At 34.3% G+C, this 17544-nt stretch carries 15 protein-coding genes and 1 tRNA gene; 4 read left to right on the forward strand and 12 right to left on the reverse strand.

From position 1 onward, the window contains the following. Positions 1–252: 252 nt before the first annotated feature. The 6 genes from EK417_RS17445 to EK417_RS17470 form a co-directional block, all read right to left on the reverse strand. Positions 253–1368: a hypothetical protein gene (locus EK417_RS17445; protein ID WP_228457965.1), complete on the reverse strand. Its 1116-nt coding sequence runs from the start codon at positions 1366–1368 to the stop codon at positions 253–255. Further along, positions 1365–1727 carry a hypothetical protein gene (locus EK417_RS17450; RefSeq protein WP_136522888.1) on the reverse strand — a complete coding sequence of 121 codons (363 nt, stop codon included), beginning with the start codon at positions 1725–1727 and terminating at the stop codon, positions 1365–1367. Before EK417_RS17450 ends, EK417_RS17445 begins: the two co-directional genes overlap by 4 nt. Positions 1728–1731: 4 nt before the next feature. Beyond that, a complete protein-coding gene (locus EK417_RS21470) occupies positions 1732–2928 on the reverse strand; it encodes an RHS repeat-associated core domain-containing protein (protein WP_228457966.1) in 1197 nt (398 codons plus the stop codon). Positions 2929–2987: 59 nt separating this feature from the next. Next, positions 2988–4457 carry a hypothetical protein gene (locus EK417_RS17460; RefSeq protein ID WP_168802027.1) on the reverse strand — a complete coding sequence of 490 codons (1470 nt, stop codon included), beginning with the start codon at positions 4455–4457 and terminating at the stop codon, positions 2988–2990. A gap of 158 nt (positions 4458–4615) precedes the next feature. Further along, positions 4616–5044 (reverse strand): hypothetical protein, encoded by a 429-nt coding sequence (locus tag EK417_RS17465; protein ID WP_136522890.1) that lies wholly within the window; start codon positions 5042–5044, stop codon positions 4616–4618. A gap of 34 nt (positions 5045–5078) precedes the next feature. Then, positions 5079–5987 carry a hypothetical protein gene (locus EK417_RS17470; protein ID WP_136522891.1) on the reverse strand — a complete coding sequence of 303 codons (909 nt, stop codon included), beginning with the start codon at positions 5985–5987 and terminating at the stop codon, positions 5079–5081. 1061 nt (positions 5988–7048) lie between these two features. On the opposite strand from EK417_RS17470, the gene EK417_RS17475 reads away from it, so the two are divergent. Further along, a complete protein-coding gene (locus EK417_RS17475) occupies positions 7049–7579 on the forward strand; it encodes an antirestriction protein ArdA (protein WP_136522892.1) in 531 nt (176 codons plus the stop codon). A 193-nt stretch (positions 7580–7772) separates the two neighbouring features. On the opposite strand, the gene EK417_RS17480 is transcribed toward EK417_RS17475, so the two are convergent. From EK417_RS17480 to EK417_RS17495, 4 genes are all read right to left on the reverse strand, one after another. Then, positions 7773–7844, reverse strand: a tRNA-Arg gene (locus EK417_RS17480). A gap of 55 nt (positions 7845–7899) precedes the next feature. Next, complete coding sequence (locus tag EK417_RS17485) at positions 7900–9663, reverse strand: TonB-dependent receptor (RefSeq protein ID WP_136522893.1); 1764 nt, start codon at positions 9661–9663, stop codon at positions 7900–7902. 35 nt (positions 9664–9698) lie between these two features. Then, entirely contained in the window at positions 9699–10190 is a 492-nt protein-coding gene (locus EK417_RS17490; protein ID WP_136522894.1) for a hypothetical protein, read from the reverse strand. A gap of 3 nt (positions 10191–10193) precedes the next feature. Then, the gene (locus EK417_RS17495) at positions 10194–13157 is read right to left on the reverse strand and encodes a tetratricopeptide repeat protein (RefSeq protein WP_136522895.1); all 2964 of its coding nucleotides are present in this window, start codon (positions 13155–13157) and stop codon (positions 10194–10196) included. A 257-nt stretch (positions 13158–13414) separates the two neighbouring features. On the opposite strand from EK417_RS17495, the gene EK417_RS17500 reads away from it, so the two are divergent. The 3 genes from EK417_RS17500 (at position 13415) to EK417_RS17510 (ending at position 16096) form a co-directional block, all read left to right on the forward strand. Next, positions 13415–13747 (forward strand): hypothetical protein, encoded by a 333-nt coding sequence (locus tag EK417_RS17500; protein ID WP_181446084.1) that lies wholly within the window; start codon positions 13415–13417, stop codon positions 13745–13747. 170 nt (positions 13748–13917) lie between these two features. Next, complete coding sequence (locus EK417_RS17505) at positions 13918–15600, forward strand: APC family permease (RefSeq protein ID WP_076597921.1); 1683 nt, start codon at positions 13918–13920, stop codon at positions 15598–15600. Between the two features lie 157 nt (positions 15601–15757). After that, positions 15758–16096 carry an Mpo1-like protein gene (locus tag EK417_RS17510; protein ID WP_062675236.1) on the forward strand — a complete coding sequence of 113 codons (339 nt, stop codon included), beginning with the start codon at positions 15758–15760 and terminating at the stop codon, positions 16094–16096. A gap of 420 nt (positions 16097–16516) precedes the next feature. Here EK417_RS17510 and EK417_RS17515 read toward each other — a convergent pair whose 3' ends face one another. After that, the gene (locus EK417_RS17515; RefSeq protein WP_110366833.1) at positions 16517–16981 is read right to left on the reverse strand and encodes a hypothetical protein; all 465 of its coding nucleotides are present in this window, start codon (positions 16979–16981) and stop codon (positions 16517–16519) included. A 24-nt stretch (positions 16982–17005) separates the two neighbouring features. Then, on the reverse strand, positions 17006–17461 hold the full coding sequence (locus tag EK417_RS17520) for a lipocalin-like domain-containing protein (RefSeq protein ID WP_136522896.1): 456 nt from the start codon (positions 17459–17461) through the stop codon (positions 17006–17008). Between the last annotated feature and the right edge of the window lie 83 nt (positions 17462–17544).

Raw genomic sequence — 17544 nt, forward strand, 5'->3', positions numbered from 1 at the left:
TTTTTTGATATTCTTTATGTAGTATCTTAATTAAATAAATATAGAATTCAATATTAAAATCTGAAAGAGATATATTTTTTTTAGACTCTAAAATAAAATTACAAACCCACTTTGAGGTCTTTAATTGTTGATTAAATGGTCTATGTAAGCTTGGTATATATAGTATTTTAGACATAAAAAGATATCTTACAAATTTAAAGATAATATTTAATATAATATTTTAATATTAAATAGTAATTTTTAAGTAATTATTTATTTCTGCAATCTAGTATCTTCATATTTTGATCGTTCAGTTTTCAAGGATACTAACCAATCTAAATACATTTCTTCGGGCATACTTCGATAGCCTATTTTATGAATATGAGTATATTCTTTATTCATGATATCAAACAGTTCTTTAGCTTTCGGATTGCTCAATGTAGCCTGAATATCTTTTGTATTTTGTTCTTTCATCAATTTTTGAAACTGTTTTGTATGTGTTTCTGCTTGTAATAACAAGGCATTTGGCAAATAAGGATAAATTTGGATTGCTCTTTCGGCACATTTCAAAGCAAAACTTCCGTCATTATCTGGAAAACTTCTGTTGTAGGCATTTGCCAAATCTACTAATAGCAATGCAAGACTTTCCTTATTGTTCAGGGCTTTCATAAACACACCGTTTTTAATAGCATCCAAATGAATGAACCCTGAAGCTGATAACCATGCATCAATCGGAAAAATACCACTTGTAAGCTCTGTATTGTACCAACCAATAGATTTGATGTTATGCTTGATATAAACGTGGTTAGGTGCAAGTGCTAAATTGGCATCAACTCCCAATTCTTCTGCTAAGATTTTGTATAGATAGGGCATTGAATTACAATTGCCTTTTTGAGTATCTAACAATTTTGACACAAACAAATTAGACAGTTCTTTATGTCCGAATACATCTTCAAAATCATAAGTAAATGGTTTGTATTTTATTGTGTCATTTCCGAAAATAACAGGTGTAGACTGACAAATAACAGTATAGATTGCAGCATATTTATTTACTTTTTCTGCATCCTTTTCAGAATAACTAAGTTTTCTGTTTTTAACCAGTCGATTACAAAAACTTGTCAAAAATCCAATTTTACGATTGAGCCCTTCAATATCTAATTTCCCTTGATAATAAGCATTTTCAACACCAAAAACAGCTTCTTTGAAACTATATTGCTGTTTGTCATTAAGCATATTATCAATTGTTTGGTAAGCATCAGAATAAAATTGATTAGATTGCGCTTTTGATTGAAAAAAAGTTCCTAAAATAATTAATATAATGAGTTTTTTAATTATAGAAAATTTTACAGATACTTTATTATTTTTCAGTTGACTTTTAATCATGGTCATTCTATGCAAATATTTTGATTTTTCTCTAAGGAATAGTAGTGATTATATTTGATAATGGTGGAGTCATTTAAAATATATTCCTTCGGAGATTCAATACCTTGTTGTATTAAATCACTTACAGGAATTATTCTAAAAGAATATTTTTTACCTAATTTTATTTTTTTACATTTATTTGTACTAGTTTCTTTAAACACCTCTATAATATCATTATTATCTGCTATTAATATATTAACATCTTTATTTTCTTTAACAGAAACTATTTTTCTTTCAATAGAACTTGGTTTTGAACTAATAATTGTACTTTTTGTTTGGCAATTGTATATTGTAAGAGAAAAAAGTAAGAAAACTATCTTTTTCATATAATTATTTTTTTAGTCTTTTATCATCAGTATAAACTTTAAACAAAGGAAGAGTTTGAATTTTTCCGTTAGCATCTTTTTTGCCTGCAAATCCCTCAAAATATTTTCTGTGACTTCCTGTAGTCTCGTTCCTTGTTCTAGCAGAAATAATTAAGTTATCATAAGGCATCATACCTCTTGTCATATCATGAAATTTGTTAAAAACAGGATTTGGATTACCTAAAGTACTTATAGAAACATCACTTTTCGTATTGAAAGACTCCTGCGTAATAAGCACATTCTCTACAACTTCATGTGTCATTCCCGTTCCTTTTTGAGTTCCTGTAAAACTTTCGGCACTTCCTAATACTTCAGGATTTGTATATTGGGTTCCTGTACTCATATTTGTTGTAGAGTCATAATCAGCTCCACCAAAAGAACCACCAGGAATTAATCCTCCACTAGGAGTTACATTATTATTATCAGCAATAATTCTGGAGTCGATATTAGTGTTCTTTATACCATCATATAAAACCTTATCTGTTGCAGACAATTTATTGTAATCACTCTTACTCAAATTTGCGGTACTCAACTTGCCATTCGAATCCTTTGTCATAGCAAGACTACTATTTGCATTTAATTGCTCAAGTGCTTTATCTGCTAAATTTCCTAAAATATGTATGTCTTCTGGAGCTAAACCTGTGGGATCAATATTTCTTAATGGGTTATTCATTCCATAATTATAAGGTGTCCAACTCGGAAACTCCTCACTAAGCGGATCGGGAGACATCCAACGTCCGTGAGTATCGCCAATTGGCTGTGCATCAGGGTCGGATAAATCAACTTCTCTTACTTCAATTATATTGCCTCTTTTTGTGTTGTATCGTACAGAACCAATGACTACAATACTATCCGTATCGTGAAACTCAAGATATTTTCCTTTGCTTAATGTTGCAATTTTTGGATAAACCCCATACTTTGCAAAAGGATTTCCAACAGCAATATTCTTTCTTCGCCTTTCAGCTTCCTGTGGTGTCAAAGAATCTCTTGTTTTCAAAACTTCATCCATATACGGACGGTTGCGCTCTTCTTTTGTCAGCTTAACAGGATTTACCCATTTCTTTTCAGTTTTGGACTTTTGTGTTGTTTGGGTCTTTTTCTTGACCTGCGCCTGTGTAAAGCCTGTTATGAGTACAAAAGCAATCAATAATATTTTTTTCACTGTTATTAGTTTATTTGTTAAAGTTATTTATTAATTTTTTATAATCAATCATTTGTTCTTTATAGTTTACTAGGGTCGATTGGAATATATCTAGGTTTTTGTTCCTGCTTTTTCTTATCCTGCATCTTTTTCAAGGCTTCCTGCTCTTGTCTTTCCTTTTGCTTCTGAAGTTGATATAAACGCATTTTTTCTGCCAATGCTTCACTTTCTTGTTTGTTCTTTTCGGTTTTCAAACTTTTGAGCCATGATTCATAAGCTGATGCAGGCATTTTGGCATATCCTAAGTTGTCAATATGATTAAACTGCTCATTGATTTGATTTAGTTGTTCAACTGCCTTTGGAAAATAACCTATTCTCTGTAAATCTCTTTTGTCTTCGGGGTTAATACCCAATTGTTTCATCACATTGGCAAATCTTACCTGACTTATATTTGCCTTTTCCATGTTCGGTGCTATTCCGTTTGGATAAAGTTCCAATGCCTTGTCGATAACTTTGTTTACAAATTCATCATACCCAAACTTGCTTACATATCCTCTTGCCAAATCAAAATAAGCCATTCCCAACAGTTCCTTTTTGGTAAGGTTTTCCAAATAAATTTTATTTTGCAAGGCTTCTGATTTGATATATCCTGATTCCAAAAATGCATTGTCGGTAGGAAACATTCCATTGGTAAGCTCCATATTTCTCATAGTTCCTTCATCATCCACAAAACGGATATAGGAATGATTGGGAGCTAATGATAAATAGGCTTCTGTATTCATTGCTTCTGCCAAAATCAGATAGTACAGAGGCATTGAATGGCATTGTCCTGATCCTGTTTTGAGGAGTTTGGAAACAAACATTTTGGAATAGTCTTTTTGTCCCATATAGTCCTTAAAATCATATTCAAAGGCTTTGTGAGTTGTGCCGTTCAATTTTATATCCTTAGAGAAATACTCAAAGATCATCAGGTTTTTGGAAACATTGCTTTCTGTGTCCTGTTTCCGTTCTTTCATTTTCTGCAACAATTGTTTTGCTGTTTTTTGAATTCCTGATTTAAATTTGTTTACATCCTGTTTGTTATCATAAAAAGCATTTTCAACAGTGAAATTGACATCAGCCAACGAATAGTTTTCTGAATCCATTGCAGAAAGTTTACTGAAAGCATCATAATATGACCCAGTTCCTGCTTTTCCTGAAAGTGAAGGCAAATCATAAGGCATATTCCTGCCATTGTTTATCCATTCACGGAATTGCATTTGTTGAACTTCTGCCATATCCTTGTCTATCTCACGCAAAAAAGCATCATTTTGTGATCTTCCTTGCGTTTCATAGGTATTATGTTGCCCGATTGAGTTTGAGGATTTTTGATATGTACTCGGCATTGAGGGAGCGTAATTTCTTTGGGAAATTCTGCTATTTGTCGGACTGCCATAATTATTACTGGAATAATTACCCAAACCACTTGCTTGTGGAGTCGGAAAGTTTGGAATTTGACCAAAACTTATTATACCTGTAAATAATAAGGGAAAAATATATATTTTTCTCATCTTGAATACTAATATTTTGTGTGTTTTGTGTTTCCTGCAATTTACAATTTTTCTATGAGTGGTGAAAATAACAATCTCTTAAGTTCTGACAAATGTATTACGGTATAACGCCAAAACTTGACGTGTTTTTATTTTCTCTCTCTAATTTTACCGATCTTTTATGAGAGTGTGAATCGGTATCTTTTAAAGAAAAGGTTTAACAGTGTGTATGCGAATGCTATCAGCAGCAGATATTTATAATCTCTAAATACGGCTTTGAAATATAGCACAACCTGATTAGAATATTTTTTGAAGTCCGAATCTTTAAAAATCAGTTCACTGCACATCATTCCGTTTGTTGGCAGGCTTATTTTTGTTCCGAATGGCGTAGTTTGATATAATGTGCCTATTGGAGTTATGCTTGTATCAAATGAATCTGGTCTAATTACCTGTCCCCCATAACTAATAATAGGTTTACCTAAGTTCGGAATGTATGAATAGGTGCTAAAGTGTTCGACAATAAAAACAGTGAGTACTGCAAATACAAAACCCAGCATGATTGAATCTAAGATATTGTTATCTATATTGATATTTTTCTTTTCTACCATAATATATATTTAAATGACTTATACAATAGAAATTCTACCTATTTCCTGAAGGAGTTATGTAATAAGTATAATTTTCCCCAATTGCTAAACTGCCCTGAAAGAATTCAACATATTTTAAATCCTCATGGATAAATACACCTCCCCATTGTGATGAATACTCATAGCCCTTTTTACGTTCATTATATACCTTGTTTTTTAAATCTCTATAAGAAATCTCCCCATCAGCTTTTTTGAATGCAATTTGATTATCATTGATTATTACATAAGAATTAGTTGAAATAGTTTCATCCCTTACACGCTTATTATTATGGTCAAAAACAGCAATATTATAAACAGGTAAGGTTTTACCATAATTAGATTTTATTTTACTGTCATTGCTGTAATCATTTGATGAATTGTTTTGATAGTTACTATTACTATTAGAATTGAAACTTGAAGCTGTAGTATTTTTAATTATTGTATTCACAGAATCATACAGCCACTTTATAACACGGTTCGTTTCATTTGCTGAAGAATAATTAATTCTTGTTCGGTTTATTTCGTCAACACATTTTTTTTGAAAAGTGTCTGAAATATGTAATCTTTGTTCATCGGTTACGTCCAAATTATTAATTTGGTTGATTATAGAATTTACCGTATTTTGAACTTGCTGAACGTTACTGTTATATCTATTCTGTAAAATACTTGTAGCATTTCCCAAACCTGAAATACTTAATTGTTGCGGATCACGATATTGTGTTGGCTGTCGAGGTTGTGAATTAGTACCCGTTGTGTAATATTCCCATTGTTTTGATAAGTTATTGTACTTTTCATAGCCTATCATATTGCCTCCCGAATCAAAGTATTCATATCGGTTGTAGAATGAATTGTACTTTTTGGTTGCAGTTTGAGAAAAACAAGAAATTCCGATTAGCAGACATACAGAAATAAAGATCTTTTTCATAAAGTGATTTATTATATCACTCAGTCCCAAAGTGAAAGGTTATTAATGCAAAAAGCGTGGGACTACACTCAATTTGCTATAGGAGGTTCTGACAAAACCATGTAACACAAACAAGTAATAGCCCGCACGCCTATGGTACGGGCATCAACTGTTTATTCTATGTTACATTTTTGAAACTGTCAGATTTCCTATAACAGAATAAAAGCAGACGCTTTATTTTTTCGTTAAAAATTCAGCCACTAAGATAAGAATTTTTTCAAACACTTGTATTATACTGTAATTAGGTATGGTAAGCGATCTTTAATGCTATTCGGGGCATAAAAAAACTAGTTTCTTGATAACCTTAGTTTTGTTAATATATTATCTGCTAATTAACCCCAAAACGAATATAACTATATGTAATACTGTGTATTAATAAAAAATCTGCATCATCATACTTATATACTAATATTTATACTATACTTAAACATTCTAATACCTAACTAAAACTAATATTTCGGGAATCTTTGCGGTGAACTCACTAGGTATTTTAGGTGTTTCTTGGTTTGTAACTAGAGAGTTCAAAGACGAAATGGACGATATATATTCCCATTTACCCCAACCCCGTCAAAGTTTAGTATATAAAAGCACCCCCGTCCAGCTGTATCGAAAAAATAAGATCGGATAATACGCATTTCCTTGGTCAAATTCTGAAATTTTATGTACAGTCATCGGGTCAGAAGGTACTAATGTCGTTTAGTGTGGGGTTAAAAGATCTTTTTTCGATCCACCCCTACCTGCATAATGTCATTTTTTGACAACTGTTTTTATTTTCCTCCCGTCCGAGTGGTTAAAAAGTTTTTAACCAGTCTTGCAAAGTGTTAACATTTTGGTTAAAAAGTGTCTGAAAAGCTGGTGGTTATCGTGTTTTTTACGTATCTTTACTCTGTACTTTATTACTAAAAATAAGCCTTGTTTCTTTGTGTACAAGGTTCAATATAAAAAACAAAAATGCCTAGAAGTATTGGCGTACTTGCTAGGCAACATCAATAAGTTTTAACTCTAACTTAAAATTATCGACTATGACAAAGTTAACAAATTGTCTCGACAATTGTGCTATTTATGTAGGCACTTATTACAAGTACAACAATTCAAGTATTTATGGCAAATGGTTTAACCTTAGCGAATATGGAAGCTATGACGAACTAATTACTGCAATGTATGAACTTCATTCTGATGAACAAGACCCTGAATTTATGTTTCAGGATTATGAAAACTGCGAACTATTTGAAAAGCTAGGATTGATAGGGGAAAGTTTTTTATCCTCCGAGATTTACGAGATAGCCGAGCAAATTAATGAATCTGAGTATGATATTGAAGTTTTCGAGGTTTGTATAGATTGTTTAGGTAGAATTGATTTCCAAAGCCTGTATGAATATGTAAACAATTTTTATTATGGTGAATATGCAAACGATATTGAGTTCGTGGAATATTTATATGAAAATGATATACCGTTCAATCTGCCTAGCTTTGTTGTGATTGATTGGGAAGCTACAGCAAAAAACATCATGTATGATTATTTTGAGAGTTCTGGACACTATTTCAAAACCTAAAAATTATTCAGTACATTTGTTATGACAGATATAATTTATCTGTTTTAGTATTCAGATAGATTTAATCAAATTCAAGCAGATTAAAAAAAGTATACTTCTGAAATTTGGGCACAATTTTGGGCACAAAAACAAAAAAGAGAAAATGTAATTATTTGAATTTCAATAATATACAAATTCTCTTTCATTCAATTAGTGACCGCAGAAGGATTCGAACCCTCACTGTCGGAGCCGAAATCCGAAGTTCTATCCATTAAACTATGCAGCCGTATTGATAAGTAATGAGTAATACCTGATTACTTATCATCATTGCCTTTTATGTTTTAGAAAGTAATTTTCACGCCTCCCAGAATCTGTGCACCTAAGACTTTGTAGCCTTTGTACGTCTGGTATTTTGAACTCAGAAGATTATTTCCGAGTGCGAAAATACTGAAATTTTTGTGAATTTTATACTCTGCGGAAAGATTTAAATCAGCATACCCGCCAACTTTATCATTTGTATTCTCCGTAGACTGATAAATTACGTTCGGAGCGCCTACTGCTTCAATTGCATAAGAGTTTGTAGTTCTGTCACTTGCAAAGATCCCTTTGAATCCAAGCAATAATTTCTTGTCAAGCATCGTATATTTAGCTCCGATGCTCGCATTGAACAAAGGAACGTTATAAATATTGTCGTAAGTCTTCAGATCGTACTTTGTGAACCTTAATTCTCCATCGATAATAAGGTTGGCCAATGGGAAATATTGTACACTTCCTTTGATATCGCTTACATTACCGTCATCATAAACCGCAGAGAATGTATTGGCGAAATTGTACGCAGAACGATTAACAGAATTGTTATCGAAAAGACCGTTAGCCTTAAAGAACATAATATCTCTCATTTTTCCGTACCCTGCAGAGAAGTCATATTTCAGTGTTTCATCAATGTCCCCTCTCAATCCTACATAAAAATGATATTTCGTCTCTGTAGGCTTTAAAAACTGGTCAGAAAGAATAAATGGATTGGTCTGTAACATATCTCCATACGTATTCAGCTTCAGACCACCGTCTACCCCTCCATAGAATTTAAATTCATTAGCTGCAGCAAACTGAAATTCTGCCTGTGGAAACCAGTAGGTCTTATTGTTTTTCACTTGTTCCATCTGATCGTTGGAATTCTTAGCATTCAGGAAAGAGAATGAAGAACCCAGCATCAAATAAGAGTCTCCTTTTCTGAACGTCACTTTCGGAGTCAGATTAGTATTGAAGAAATTGGAAGAGTTTTTATCTCTGATTGCAAAGTCTGTCTTCACAGCATCTAACCCTACTCCCAGATCAGCATTCAGATTGATTCCAGATTTTCCTAATTCAACAGCATGCTTGGAGAAGTTAGCAAGAATGGAAACCTGGTTTTCTGAAGCATCAAAATGATCTTTCAGGAATGATGATTTTACTCTTACATCATTTAAGATTTCATTGGAGTAAAAATCATAGTACCCGTTTACTTTAAACTGATTGACCTTTTGCTTCAGATCAAGCTCTCCGGTAGGCTGCATGGCATAAATTCCGTAGTAATTATAGCTGTCTAAGCCATATTCAGCGTTAAGGTTGAACTTCCCCTTTTCTCCGTAAGAGTTTAAGAAAGCACCAACATTGGCTGAAGTCTGTCCGGATTTCCAATCGTAATCTTTTTTAAGACCATTGGTGGAAAGAATGTGAACATCTGCTCCTACTTCAAGCTTATTTTCAAGGGTTTTTGAAACATTTCCGTCTACCAGAACTTTCCCGTAATTACCCATTCCGAACTGGAAATAGTTATTCTGAGCGGTTCCGTCAAATTTTGGAGCTACATCCTCTCCCTGAATGGTTGACGTTTTGAAGTCTGAAACAGCAGGAACATCCGTGATGGTATATTTCACAGGAGTCTGTGATTTCTCTTCCGGCGGATAATTTTTAATGGTTTCCACAGAAGTCTTCTTCTTCTCGATCTTCTTCACTTCCGGTTCCCTCTTTTTGTTAAGAACCAGTTTTTCCTCCTTGATCTGGGAAAACGCCACTGACGAAATTCCTAAAAATAATATAGATAATATTTGAATCTTCTTGTTCATATTTTCTTTATTTGAAAAAAATATATAACGGGTTTTTATTTACTGGAAGCCATATAACTGCCCAATAAAGCTTTTCCCGACTGTTTTGAAAAAGTTCTCCCCAGTCTGAATATATTAAACAGCCAAAGGCTTTGATAAACTTGTAATTTGTATTGATAATTTTTTGCTGTATTGTTCTCAGCAACATCATAACTGTAGGAAATAGTATACGGAAATCGCGAAGGCAGTAATCCGACGGTAAGCATACTTCCAATCATTGGGTTTCCACAAGGAGGAGTATAGGTTTTCATCGGGTGCAGTGTTATTTTAGCCGCATAACTGCTGTCTTCTACAATTTCATAAATGTCGGAATGTTTTAAAATTTTAAATTCTTCCTCAAGATCCTTGTTCACTACAAAAGCTTTTTGCTTTTTGAAATCAGCTTTTGCATGGTTATACTCCCTTGGATATGCAATATACGACGGAATGCAGCTCCAGAGAGAAGTAGAAATCAAAAAAGAATATAGGGCAATTTTAAACACCTTCATGTATTATTTCTTAATCAGTTTTTTAACTTCTTTAGCTTCTGCTACGATCTCAGGGAAATCTTTGTAGTTCGCAATGATCTGATCGCAGGTATAACTTGCCTGATAGTTATCCTTCAGACCGATATAGTTTTTCGCCATCAATACAAGGGCTTTTGCTCCCCAGAATTCTTCCGAAGCATAGTTATTAGCCAGCTTGAAGATCGTTTCATTAGAAGACTTAAATGCCTTTCCTTTGTTCTGATAATAGGCTTTAGCATACAAAGCTTCCGCTGCTACCGAAGTATTGGATGATTTTTCAAGAGAAGCATAAGCTGCCTGTGCATCTTTATCTTTTCCTGAGTTCATCAGACTTCTTGCTTTGATTACTTTCGCAGTTTCAATAACGGCCGCTGAGTTTTTAGAATTCGCAATAACTGCGTTGGCTAATTTTTCAGCTTCAGAGAAATTATTTTCTTGTGCGTACAGTTTCATCAGCTCTACATTCGCATAGTTTTTAATGCTGATGTTGGAAGAGTTTTTAATGCCTTCAAGGTACTTTTTCGCTTCCGCAGTATTGCCCTGTGCAATAAAGATCTGAGCTAAACGAGTTTGTGCGTCATCCTGGTAATCATTCTGAATTCCAGCCACTTCCTGAAGAACAAGTAAAGCTTTGGTTGAATTATTTGTCTGATAGTAACTTTCTCCCAATTCATATTTCGCCTGATACAATCCTTCACCTGTAGGGTTCTGTGTAAGATACTTTTCGTAGTAAGAAATGGCATTTTTATAATCTTTCTTAGCAAACAACTGCTTACCTGTAGATAAGTTGATCTCATCAATTTCAGCAGCATCTACATTTACCCCTATATTTCTTGCGAAAGTTTCATATCCTGAAACATCTCCGTTTTTCGTGAAGATCGGTTTTGCCGCCTGCACCACTTTCTGGGCATAAGCTGTATTTTTATACTGCTCGCCCAAAGATTTCAATTCGGAAAGTGCTTTTTCATTCTGATTCTGATCAATATAATTCTGCGCTCTGTAGATAGAAGCATTCGCGATCAGATCTTTGTCAGAAGAACCTTTAATTACTTTTCCGAAATAATCATTGGAATTGGCAAAATCATCCTGAGCAGCATATGCTGTTCCTATTTCATATTGAGCATCATCGTAATATTCAGAGTCCGGATATTTGGATAAAAGGTTTTTAAGGTTAGTAATCTTTGCCTGAGTATCTCCTTTGAATCCAAAAGCCATTGCTTTCTGATACAAAGTATAATCCGTAGCATCTTCATTTTTATCATAGATAGCGATTGCCTCGTTCAGATCATTGTTGGCATAATGGATATCTGCAAGACGAAGTTCTGCATCGTTTTTAAACTCCGGTTTCGGATTGGCAAGATATTGTTTGAAGTACGTTTCTGCCTGATCAAATTTCTTAGATTTGAAATAGGCATATCCCAAATCGTAAGGCAGCTGTTGTTTTTCAGGGAAGCTTTCAGTAAGAAGCTTTTCATATCGAACAATAGCAGACGGATAATTTCCTTTCTGGTAATATACCTGTGCCAGCCAGTATAAAGCTCTGCTGTTGAATTCTTTATTGATGTTAAAGCCAAGACTTCTTAAGAAATATTTCTCAGCTTCATCATAATTTCCTTTGTTGAACTCTTCAGTCCCTAATAAATAAGAAACCTCCTGATCTACTTTGTTGATCTCAGGAGTAGAACTCTGCAGCCTGTCAATAGCATTCAGCGTTTCTTTATAGTTTCCGGAATACAGATACGATTTCACCAATAATGATCTCATTTCTGTGGCATTGGCACCATTCTGATTTTCGTTGATATAACTTTGGATCACCGCCGAAGGACTTTCAAACGGGTTACCGATATCGTAACTTAATTTAGCGTACTGTTCATGAGCCAGCTTTTTCACTTTTACATCATAATCCATCTGGTAAGAAGAACGGAATGCAGAAAGCGCTTCCTGCTTTTTATCTACAGCCAGATAAGCATTTCCTAACTGGTAGTAAGCATTTTGTGCTAAAGCAGAATTACTGTTGAGAAGCTGGTTGTAATAAGAAACCGCTTCATCGTATTTTTTAAGCTGTGCTGCCACAAATCCCATCTCATACAAATCGTTTTCGGATGGATTCTGCTGTAAACTCAGATAATCTTTCAAATGTGGGTAAGCAGAGCTGTAATCATTCTTCATGAAATAACTCTCCCCGATGATCTTATGTACTTCTGCTTTATAAGAATCTGAAATATTTTCGTTTAACAAAGCTGTTCCTTCTGTAATAGCCTGATTGTAATTCTTATCATTATAGTACATCTGTACATAATAAGGACGAACAAGCTTTGAGAATTTATCCTGATCTTTAATAGAATCAAAATACTGGAACGCTTTATCATTTTGCCTGTTGCTGTAATATAAATGCCCCAACATATAAGCAATATCTCCTTTTTGAGACTGGTCCGCTGTTTTATAAGCTTCTTCAAGGGCATCAGTAGCTCCTTTGGAATCACCCATCATGAATTTTGCATATCCAAGCTTCAGAATATACTGGGTATTTTCCTCTTTTGAAAGCTGATACTGATTCACTTTCTTAAGTGTTTCCAGTGCTTTGTCAAAGTCTTTTTTTGCTAAATAATAATCAGCCAGCGGAAGATTAGCCTGAGCAAAATAAGCAGAATCAGGATATTCTTTCATGAAAGCCGTTAATCCTTCTTCAGCATGATTTTTCTGAAGAATCACACCAATCACATTATCAAAAAACTGCGCAGCTTCCTTTTTTGAACGGGACAAATTCTGATTGTAGAAGTATTGTCTTGCATATTCGTATTGGGAAGCATTGTATATTTTGGTCTGATAAAGATTTTCGGCTAGATTGAACCTGTAATTTTCTTTCTGGGTAAAATATTGAGACTGTTGAGCATCGGAGATTCCGAAATAAATTACAGCAGCCGCTAAAAGTATTTTTTTTGATTTCATTCTTCTTAATATAAGAAAATTAGTCTAAATAAGGTAACGAAAATATTAAAAACTTATTGTTTAAGCAAGTTTTAACAGCGTTAATGGATGTTAATACTTATTTCATAACAATGAAAATTTTCTCACTGTACAATGATAAAATTTACTACTTTCGTTTGATAAAATGTAAACAATTTTAATAAACAGTTATCAAAAACATACGTTAATTTGATACTTTTTCAAAAGCAGCTAAAAACATACCATAAACACACCATCTTATGAAATTTAAGATTCTTTTAGCATTAATTTTTGTAAACCTTCTGCAGGCACAAAAATTTTACTTCCCAAAGAAAGCTGTAAATGACTCTCTTATATTGGAAGAGCAGATACCCGTACTTGCCCGGCAAGTGATTCCCCAACTTCAGTCCGCAAAGTATAAACCTGAAAACACGGTTGACCTTATGGATAATCTTTTCCGTTTGCAGATGGTCGCTCAGGATTATAAAAATTCACTGGTTTCTCTTGCTGAAAAAAAGATTTTGACACGGATACTTATCTGTACCAGATTTTGCCGGATGGGAAGTCCTCTCTTCTGTCAACTCATATTGTAAGAGCCAGCTATGCGAAGAATAATGAAAAACGACAGCTTTGTGGAAATCCCTGTTTATAGAGACTAAAACTTTTTGTTTGAGTATTTTTACCCAAATGTTCTTAACAACTGTTAACATCAAAATAAAAAATCATTACATTTGCTTTTTTTCAAATCAAATATAGTTATTGAATGAGTCAACTTTTTAGAAGAAAAATCTATTCAGATACAGATACTTCAACGGGGCTTTTAAGAGTCTTGGGTGTATGGGACATTGTATTCTTTGGTATCGCGGCTATTATAGGAGCTGGGAGTTTCAGCAGTTTGGGAGAAGCCGTTTTCAGAGGCGGTCCCGGTGTTATCCTACTATATTTGATTTGCGGTTTTGCCTGTGGCTTTACCGCTTTATGCTACGCTGAATTTGCCAGCAGAATTCCTACTGCAGGTTCTGCCTACACGTATGCTTATGCCAGTTTTGGGGAACTGATTGCCTGGGTAATCGGATGGGCTCTGATCATGGAATATTCTTTCGGGAATATTTACGTAGCCTTTTCGTGGTCGGATTATTTTACGAGTTTCTTAGGACGCCTCGGAATGCATATTCCTGATTATCTGACCTGCAGCTATACTGAAGCAAGGAAAGCCGTTCAATATGGTTCAGAAAACAAAGAACTGTTAAATGCATGGAAAACAGCACCATTGATTGGAAGTTTGAAATTCATTGTAGATATTCCGGCATTGGTTATTAACGGTTTAATCACATGGCTTTGTTATGTGGGAGTAAAAGAAAGTAAAAACTTCAACAACTCTCTGGTTATCTTAAAGCTTGGGGTCATTATATTGGTTATTCTTGTCGGTTTTGCTTATATTAATACTGACAACTGGACTCCTGTAAGTCCTGCAACCGGAACTCCATCCTTTATGCCGAATGGTTTTGCCGGGGTAATGAGCGCCGTATCCGGAGTATTCTTTGCCTATATCGGATTTGATGCCTTAAGTGTACTTTCTGAAGAGACCAAAGATCCGCAAAAGACCCTGCCAAAAGGAATGATTATTTCTCTTGTCCTGTGTACGGTAATCTATATCGCTTTGACACTGGTATTAACAGGGATGGTAGATTACAAGAAATTTGATGGTGTAGGAGATCCACTTTCATTCATATTTGAAAAAACAAATGCCAATGTAGCCTGGATGGAACTTGTGGTTTCCTTCGTTGCCATTGTAGCTATTACAACCGTATTATTGGTTTTCCAGATGGGACAGCCGAGAATCTGGTACGCTATGAGCCGTGACGGACTGATGCCTGCAAGATTCCAAAAGGTACATCCAAAGTATAAAACACCGTCCTATGCAACTGTGGTTACCGGAATTGTAGTAGGTATTCCTATCCTGTTTACAGATAAAACTTTTATCCTTGATTTTACAAGTATCGGAACTATTTTCGCCTTTGTACTGGTATGCGCGGGAGTACTTCTACTTCCTGCCAAGGAAAAAATCAAAGGCAGATTTCACCTTCCTTATGTGAATGGTAAAATTATTTTCCCGGTTATTTTCATCGGTGGCTTACTGGCTTTCTACAAATGGCAGCCGGAGTTTTTTGACAATCTGATGAACTGGTCAGATCCTAATGAAGGAGAATTCAGAGCTTCTATTTTCTTCTTTATTATCATCAACCTGATTCTATGTGTTGTAGCTTTTATCAAGAATCTATCATTAATTCCATTGATTGGATTAAGCTCATGTCTGTATCTTCTTACGGGAATGAGCCATGAGAACTGGTTCTGGTTTGGAATGTGGTTCCTGATCGGTATGGTTATTTATTTCTGCTACGGATACAAAAACAGCAAGCTTGGAAAAGAACTAAAGAAGAGTTAAATAAGCAATAAACAAAATTGCGAAAAGGCAAAATGGCAGAAAGGTTACTCTGATGGAGAAACTGATTTGCAATTTTGCCTTTTTTATTTTTTACCCTCTGATAAAAATCGGCAGAATTATTGCTTTAGCTTCATTAAGAACCCGTAAACTAACCGCCATGGCTGAAAGAATCAAAACATACAGAGAGTTTTATCAGTTTTATCTTACTGAACACAGTAAAACAGGTACCCGTATTTTTCATTTTATCGGAACGTTTCTCGTATTTTTCGTTATATGGTATGTCATCAGTTCCGGAAAAGAAAGATTTCTTTGGTATATCCCGATTGTAGGCTATGGATTTGCCTGGTTCAGTCATGCTGTGATTGAGAAAAACAAACCGGCTACTTTTAAATATCCTTTATGGTCTTTAATTTCGGACTTCAGACTGTTTTTTGAACTATTAATCGGGAAGCAGAAATTCTTTACCTCCAATAACCAGCCTCAAAATCAGGAATAACTTTAAAACTTTCTGATTCTTTTTTTAGTTTTGGAAAACGCAAAAGTATAAGAGTTTTTTACATTCCGTATATTTTTTAAAGAGAAAGAACATTTCTACTGCGCTTAATACGAGATTTTCAGCAGGTGATGATATTATTTTCCCTCTTAGATTATGCAGATTATGCGGATTTTTTTTAATAATATCTGCCTGGTTTCCAAGAGTTGTAAAGGATATTAAAGTTTAGATTCCTTGCTCTGCCCGGAATGACAAAAATGCTGGTGAAATCTCTGTGTCATTTTTAAAGAAGTACAATTTTATCTCCGATAAAATCTTTGTGTCTTAAAAACATATAGTTTGTAAAATTCCTGCATCATTGCGTTTTCCAACTAGCAGCTTTATGAATAATATTGAGATTGCTTCACCTTCGGTTCGCAATGATTATAATTCAGTGGGATTTTGATTATTTGTATACATCCTCTTCCCTATTAAATATCCCAATGAAGGCAAGATAAATGATAATACTACAGGTATTATTAATGACAAACCCGATCCCTCAAGAATAACCGTTAGAGGAAAAAGATAACCGTTATAAACAATAAGTGCCAATGTAAAAAGAAAACTGTCACTGTTACCTGTAGAAAGAATATTAAAATCGTTTCCAAACTGATCAAACAAACCGGAACAAACGAATAAGAAAACATTCACAAAAAACATCCACAGAACGGTTCTGTAGATCATCCTTTTCTTTGCATTCAGATATCCTGCGAAGATCAGAAAGAGAGATAAAGTTCCGGAAACAGCATAATCCATTCCTGATACCTCAACTTCACTACCTGCTCTTCCAAAGAAATACATGGCATACAATATCAGATTCACGAGATAGATAACCGTTACATAATTCATACATCAAAAATTTTACATTTATAATCAAAATTGTTTTTCAAGAATATCATAGTGAACCGTGTTGGCTATTTTTTCAGAGAAAGCATCTCTATTTAATTTTTTCTGTTCAGGAATATAGCTGGAAAAGGTTATTGTATGATCTTTATTTATTGTTACTTCCACTTCTTCAAGAATATTCTGGTCATCCACATAAAACTGAATTCTGTTGTCTACAATCCTCCAAAAAGAAAGCCTCGGTTCTGAAGATCTGCAGTCGCCAGATTTTCCTTCTATATGGTTATAAATAGCAAAACCATCTTCCCTGATCGCATAATTCCTCATTAAACGGCAGTTATCAAATTCTTTTACCACTTTCTTTTGATCTTCATAAAATCCGGCTTCCTTCAGTTTCCAGAATCCTGTAACGTTCTCTTGGGTTAAATTTTGAGCACTGACAAGAGAAACAGCTGTAAAAGGAGCAAGAAAAAATATCTTATGCATAATGAAATTTGTGTTTTTTGATTGTAAACGAATAATGAGGGTTTCGGGTTTTGGCGGGCGGCTTCGCCGCCCGCCAAAACCCG

Origin of the sequence: Chryseobacterium candidae, assembly GCF_004916905.1 — a bacterium.
Classification (GTDB): domain Bacteria; phylum Bacteroidota; class Bacteroidia; order Flavobacteriales; family Weeksellaceae; genus Chryseobacterium; species Chryseobacterium candidae.

Bases quoted from the DNA above. Each gene is read 5' to 3' on its own strand.
- EK417_RS17450 (WP_136522888.1), bottom strand. From the start codon at position 1,727: ATGAAAAAGATAGTTTTCTTACTTTTTTCTCTTACAATATACAATTGC.
- EK417_RS17445 (WP_228457965.1), bottom strand. From the start codon at position 1,368: ATGACCATGATTAAAAGTCAACTGAAAAATAATAAAGTATCTGTAAAA.
- EK417_RS17500 (WP_181446084.1), top strand. From the start codon at position 13,415: ATGAAATTTAAGATTCTTTTAGCATTAATTTTTGTAAACCTTCTGCAG.
- EK417_RS17520 (WP_136522896.1), bottom strand. From the start codon at position 17,461: ATGCATAAGATATTTTTTCTTGCTCCTTTTACAGCTGTTTCTCTTGTC.
- EK417_RS17515 (WP_110366833.1), bottom strand. From the start codon at position 16,981: ATGAATTATGTAACGGTTATCTATCTCGTGAATCTGATATTGTATGCC.
- EK417_RS17470 (WP_136522891.1), bottom strand. From the start codon at position 5,987: ATGAAAAAGATCTTTATTTCTGTATGTCTGCTAATCGGAATTTCTTGT.
- EK417_RS17495 (WP_136522895.1), bottom strand. From the start codon at position 13,157: ATGAAATCAAAAAAAATACTTTTAGCGGCTGCTGTAATTTATTTCGGA.
- EK417_RS17475 (WP_136522892.1), top strand. From the start codon at position 7,049: ATGACAAAGTTAACAAATTGTCTCGACAATTGTGCTATTTATGTAGGC.
- EK417_RS17460 (WP_168802027.1), bottom strand. From the start codon at position 4,457: ATGAGAAAAATATATATTTTTCCCTTATTATTTACAGGTATAATAAGT.
- EK417_RS17510 (WP_062675236.1), top strand. From the start codon at position 15,758: ATGGCTGAAAGAATCAAAACATACAGAGAGTTTTATCAGTTTTATCTT.
- EK417_RS17485 (WP_136522893.1), bottom strand. From the start codon at position 9,663: ATGAACAAGAAGATTCAAATATTATCTATATTATTTTTAGGAATTTCG.
- EK417_RS17505 (WP_076597921.1), top strand. From the start codon at position 13,918: ATGAGTCAACTTTTTAGAAGAAAAATCTATTCAGATACAGATACTTCA.
- EK417_RS17490 (WP_136522894.1), bottom strand. From the start codon at position 10,190: ATGAAGGTGTTTAAAATTGCCCTATATTCTTTTTTGATTTCTACTTCT.
- EK417_RS17465 (WP_136522890.1), bottom strand. From the start codon at position 5,044: ATGGTAGAAAAGAAAAATATCAATATAGATAACAATATCTTAGATTCA.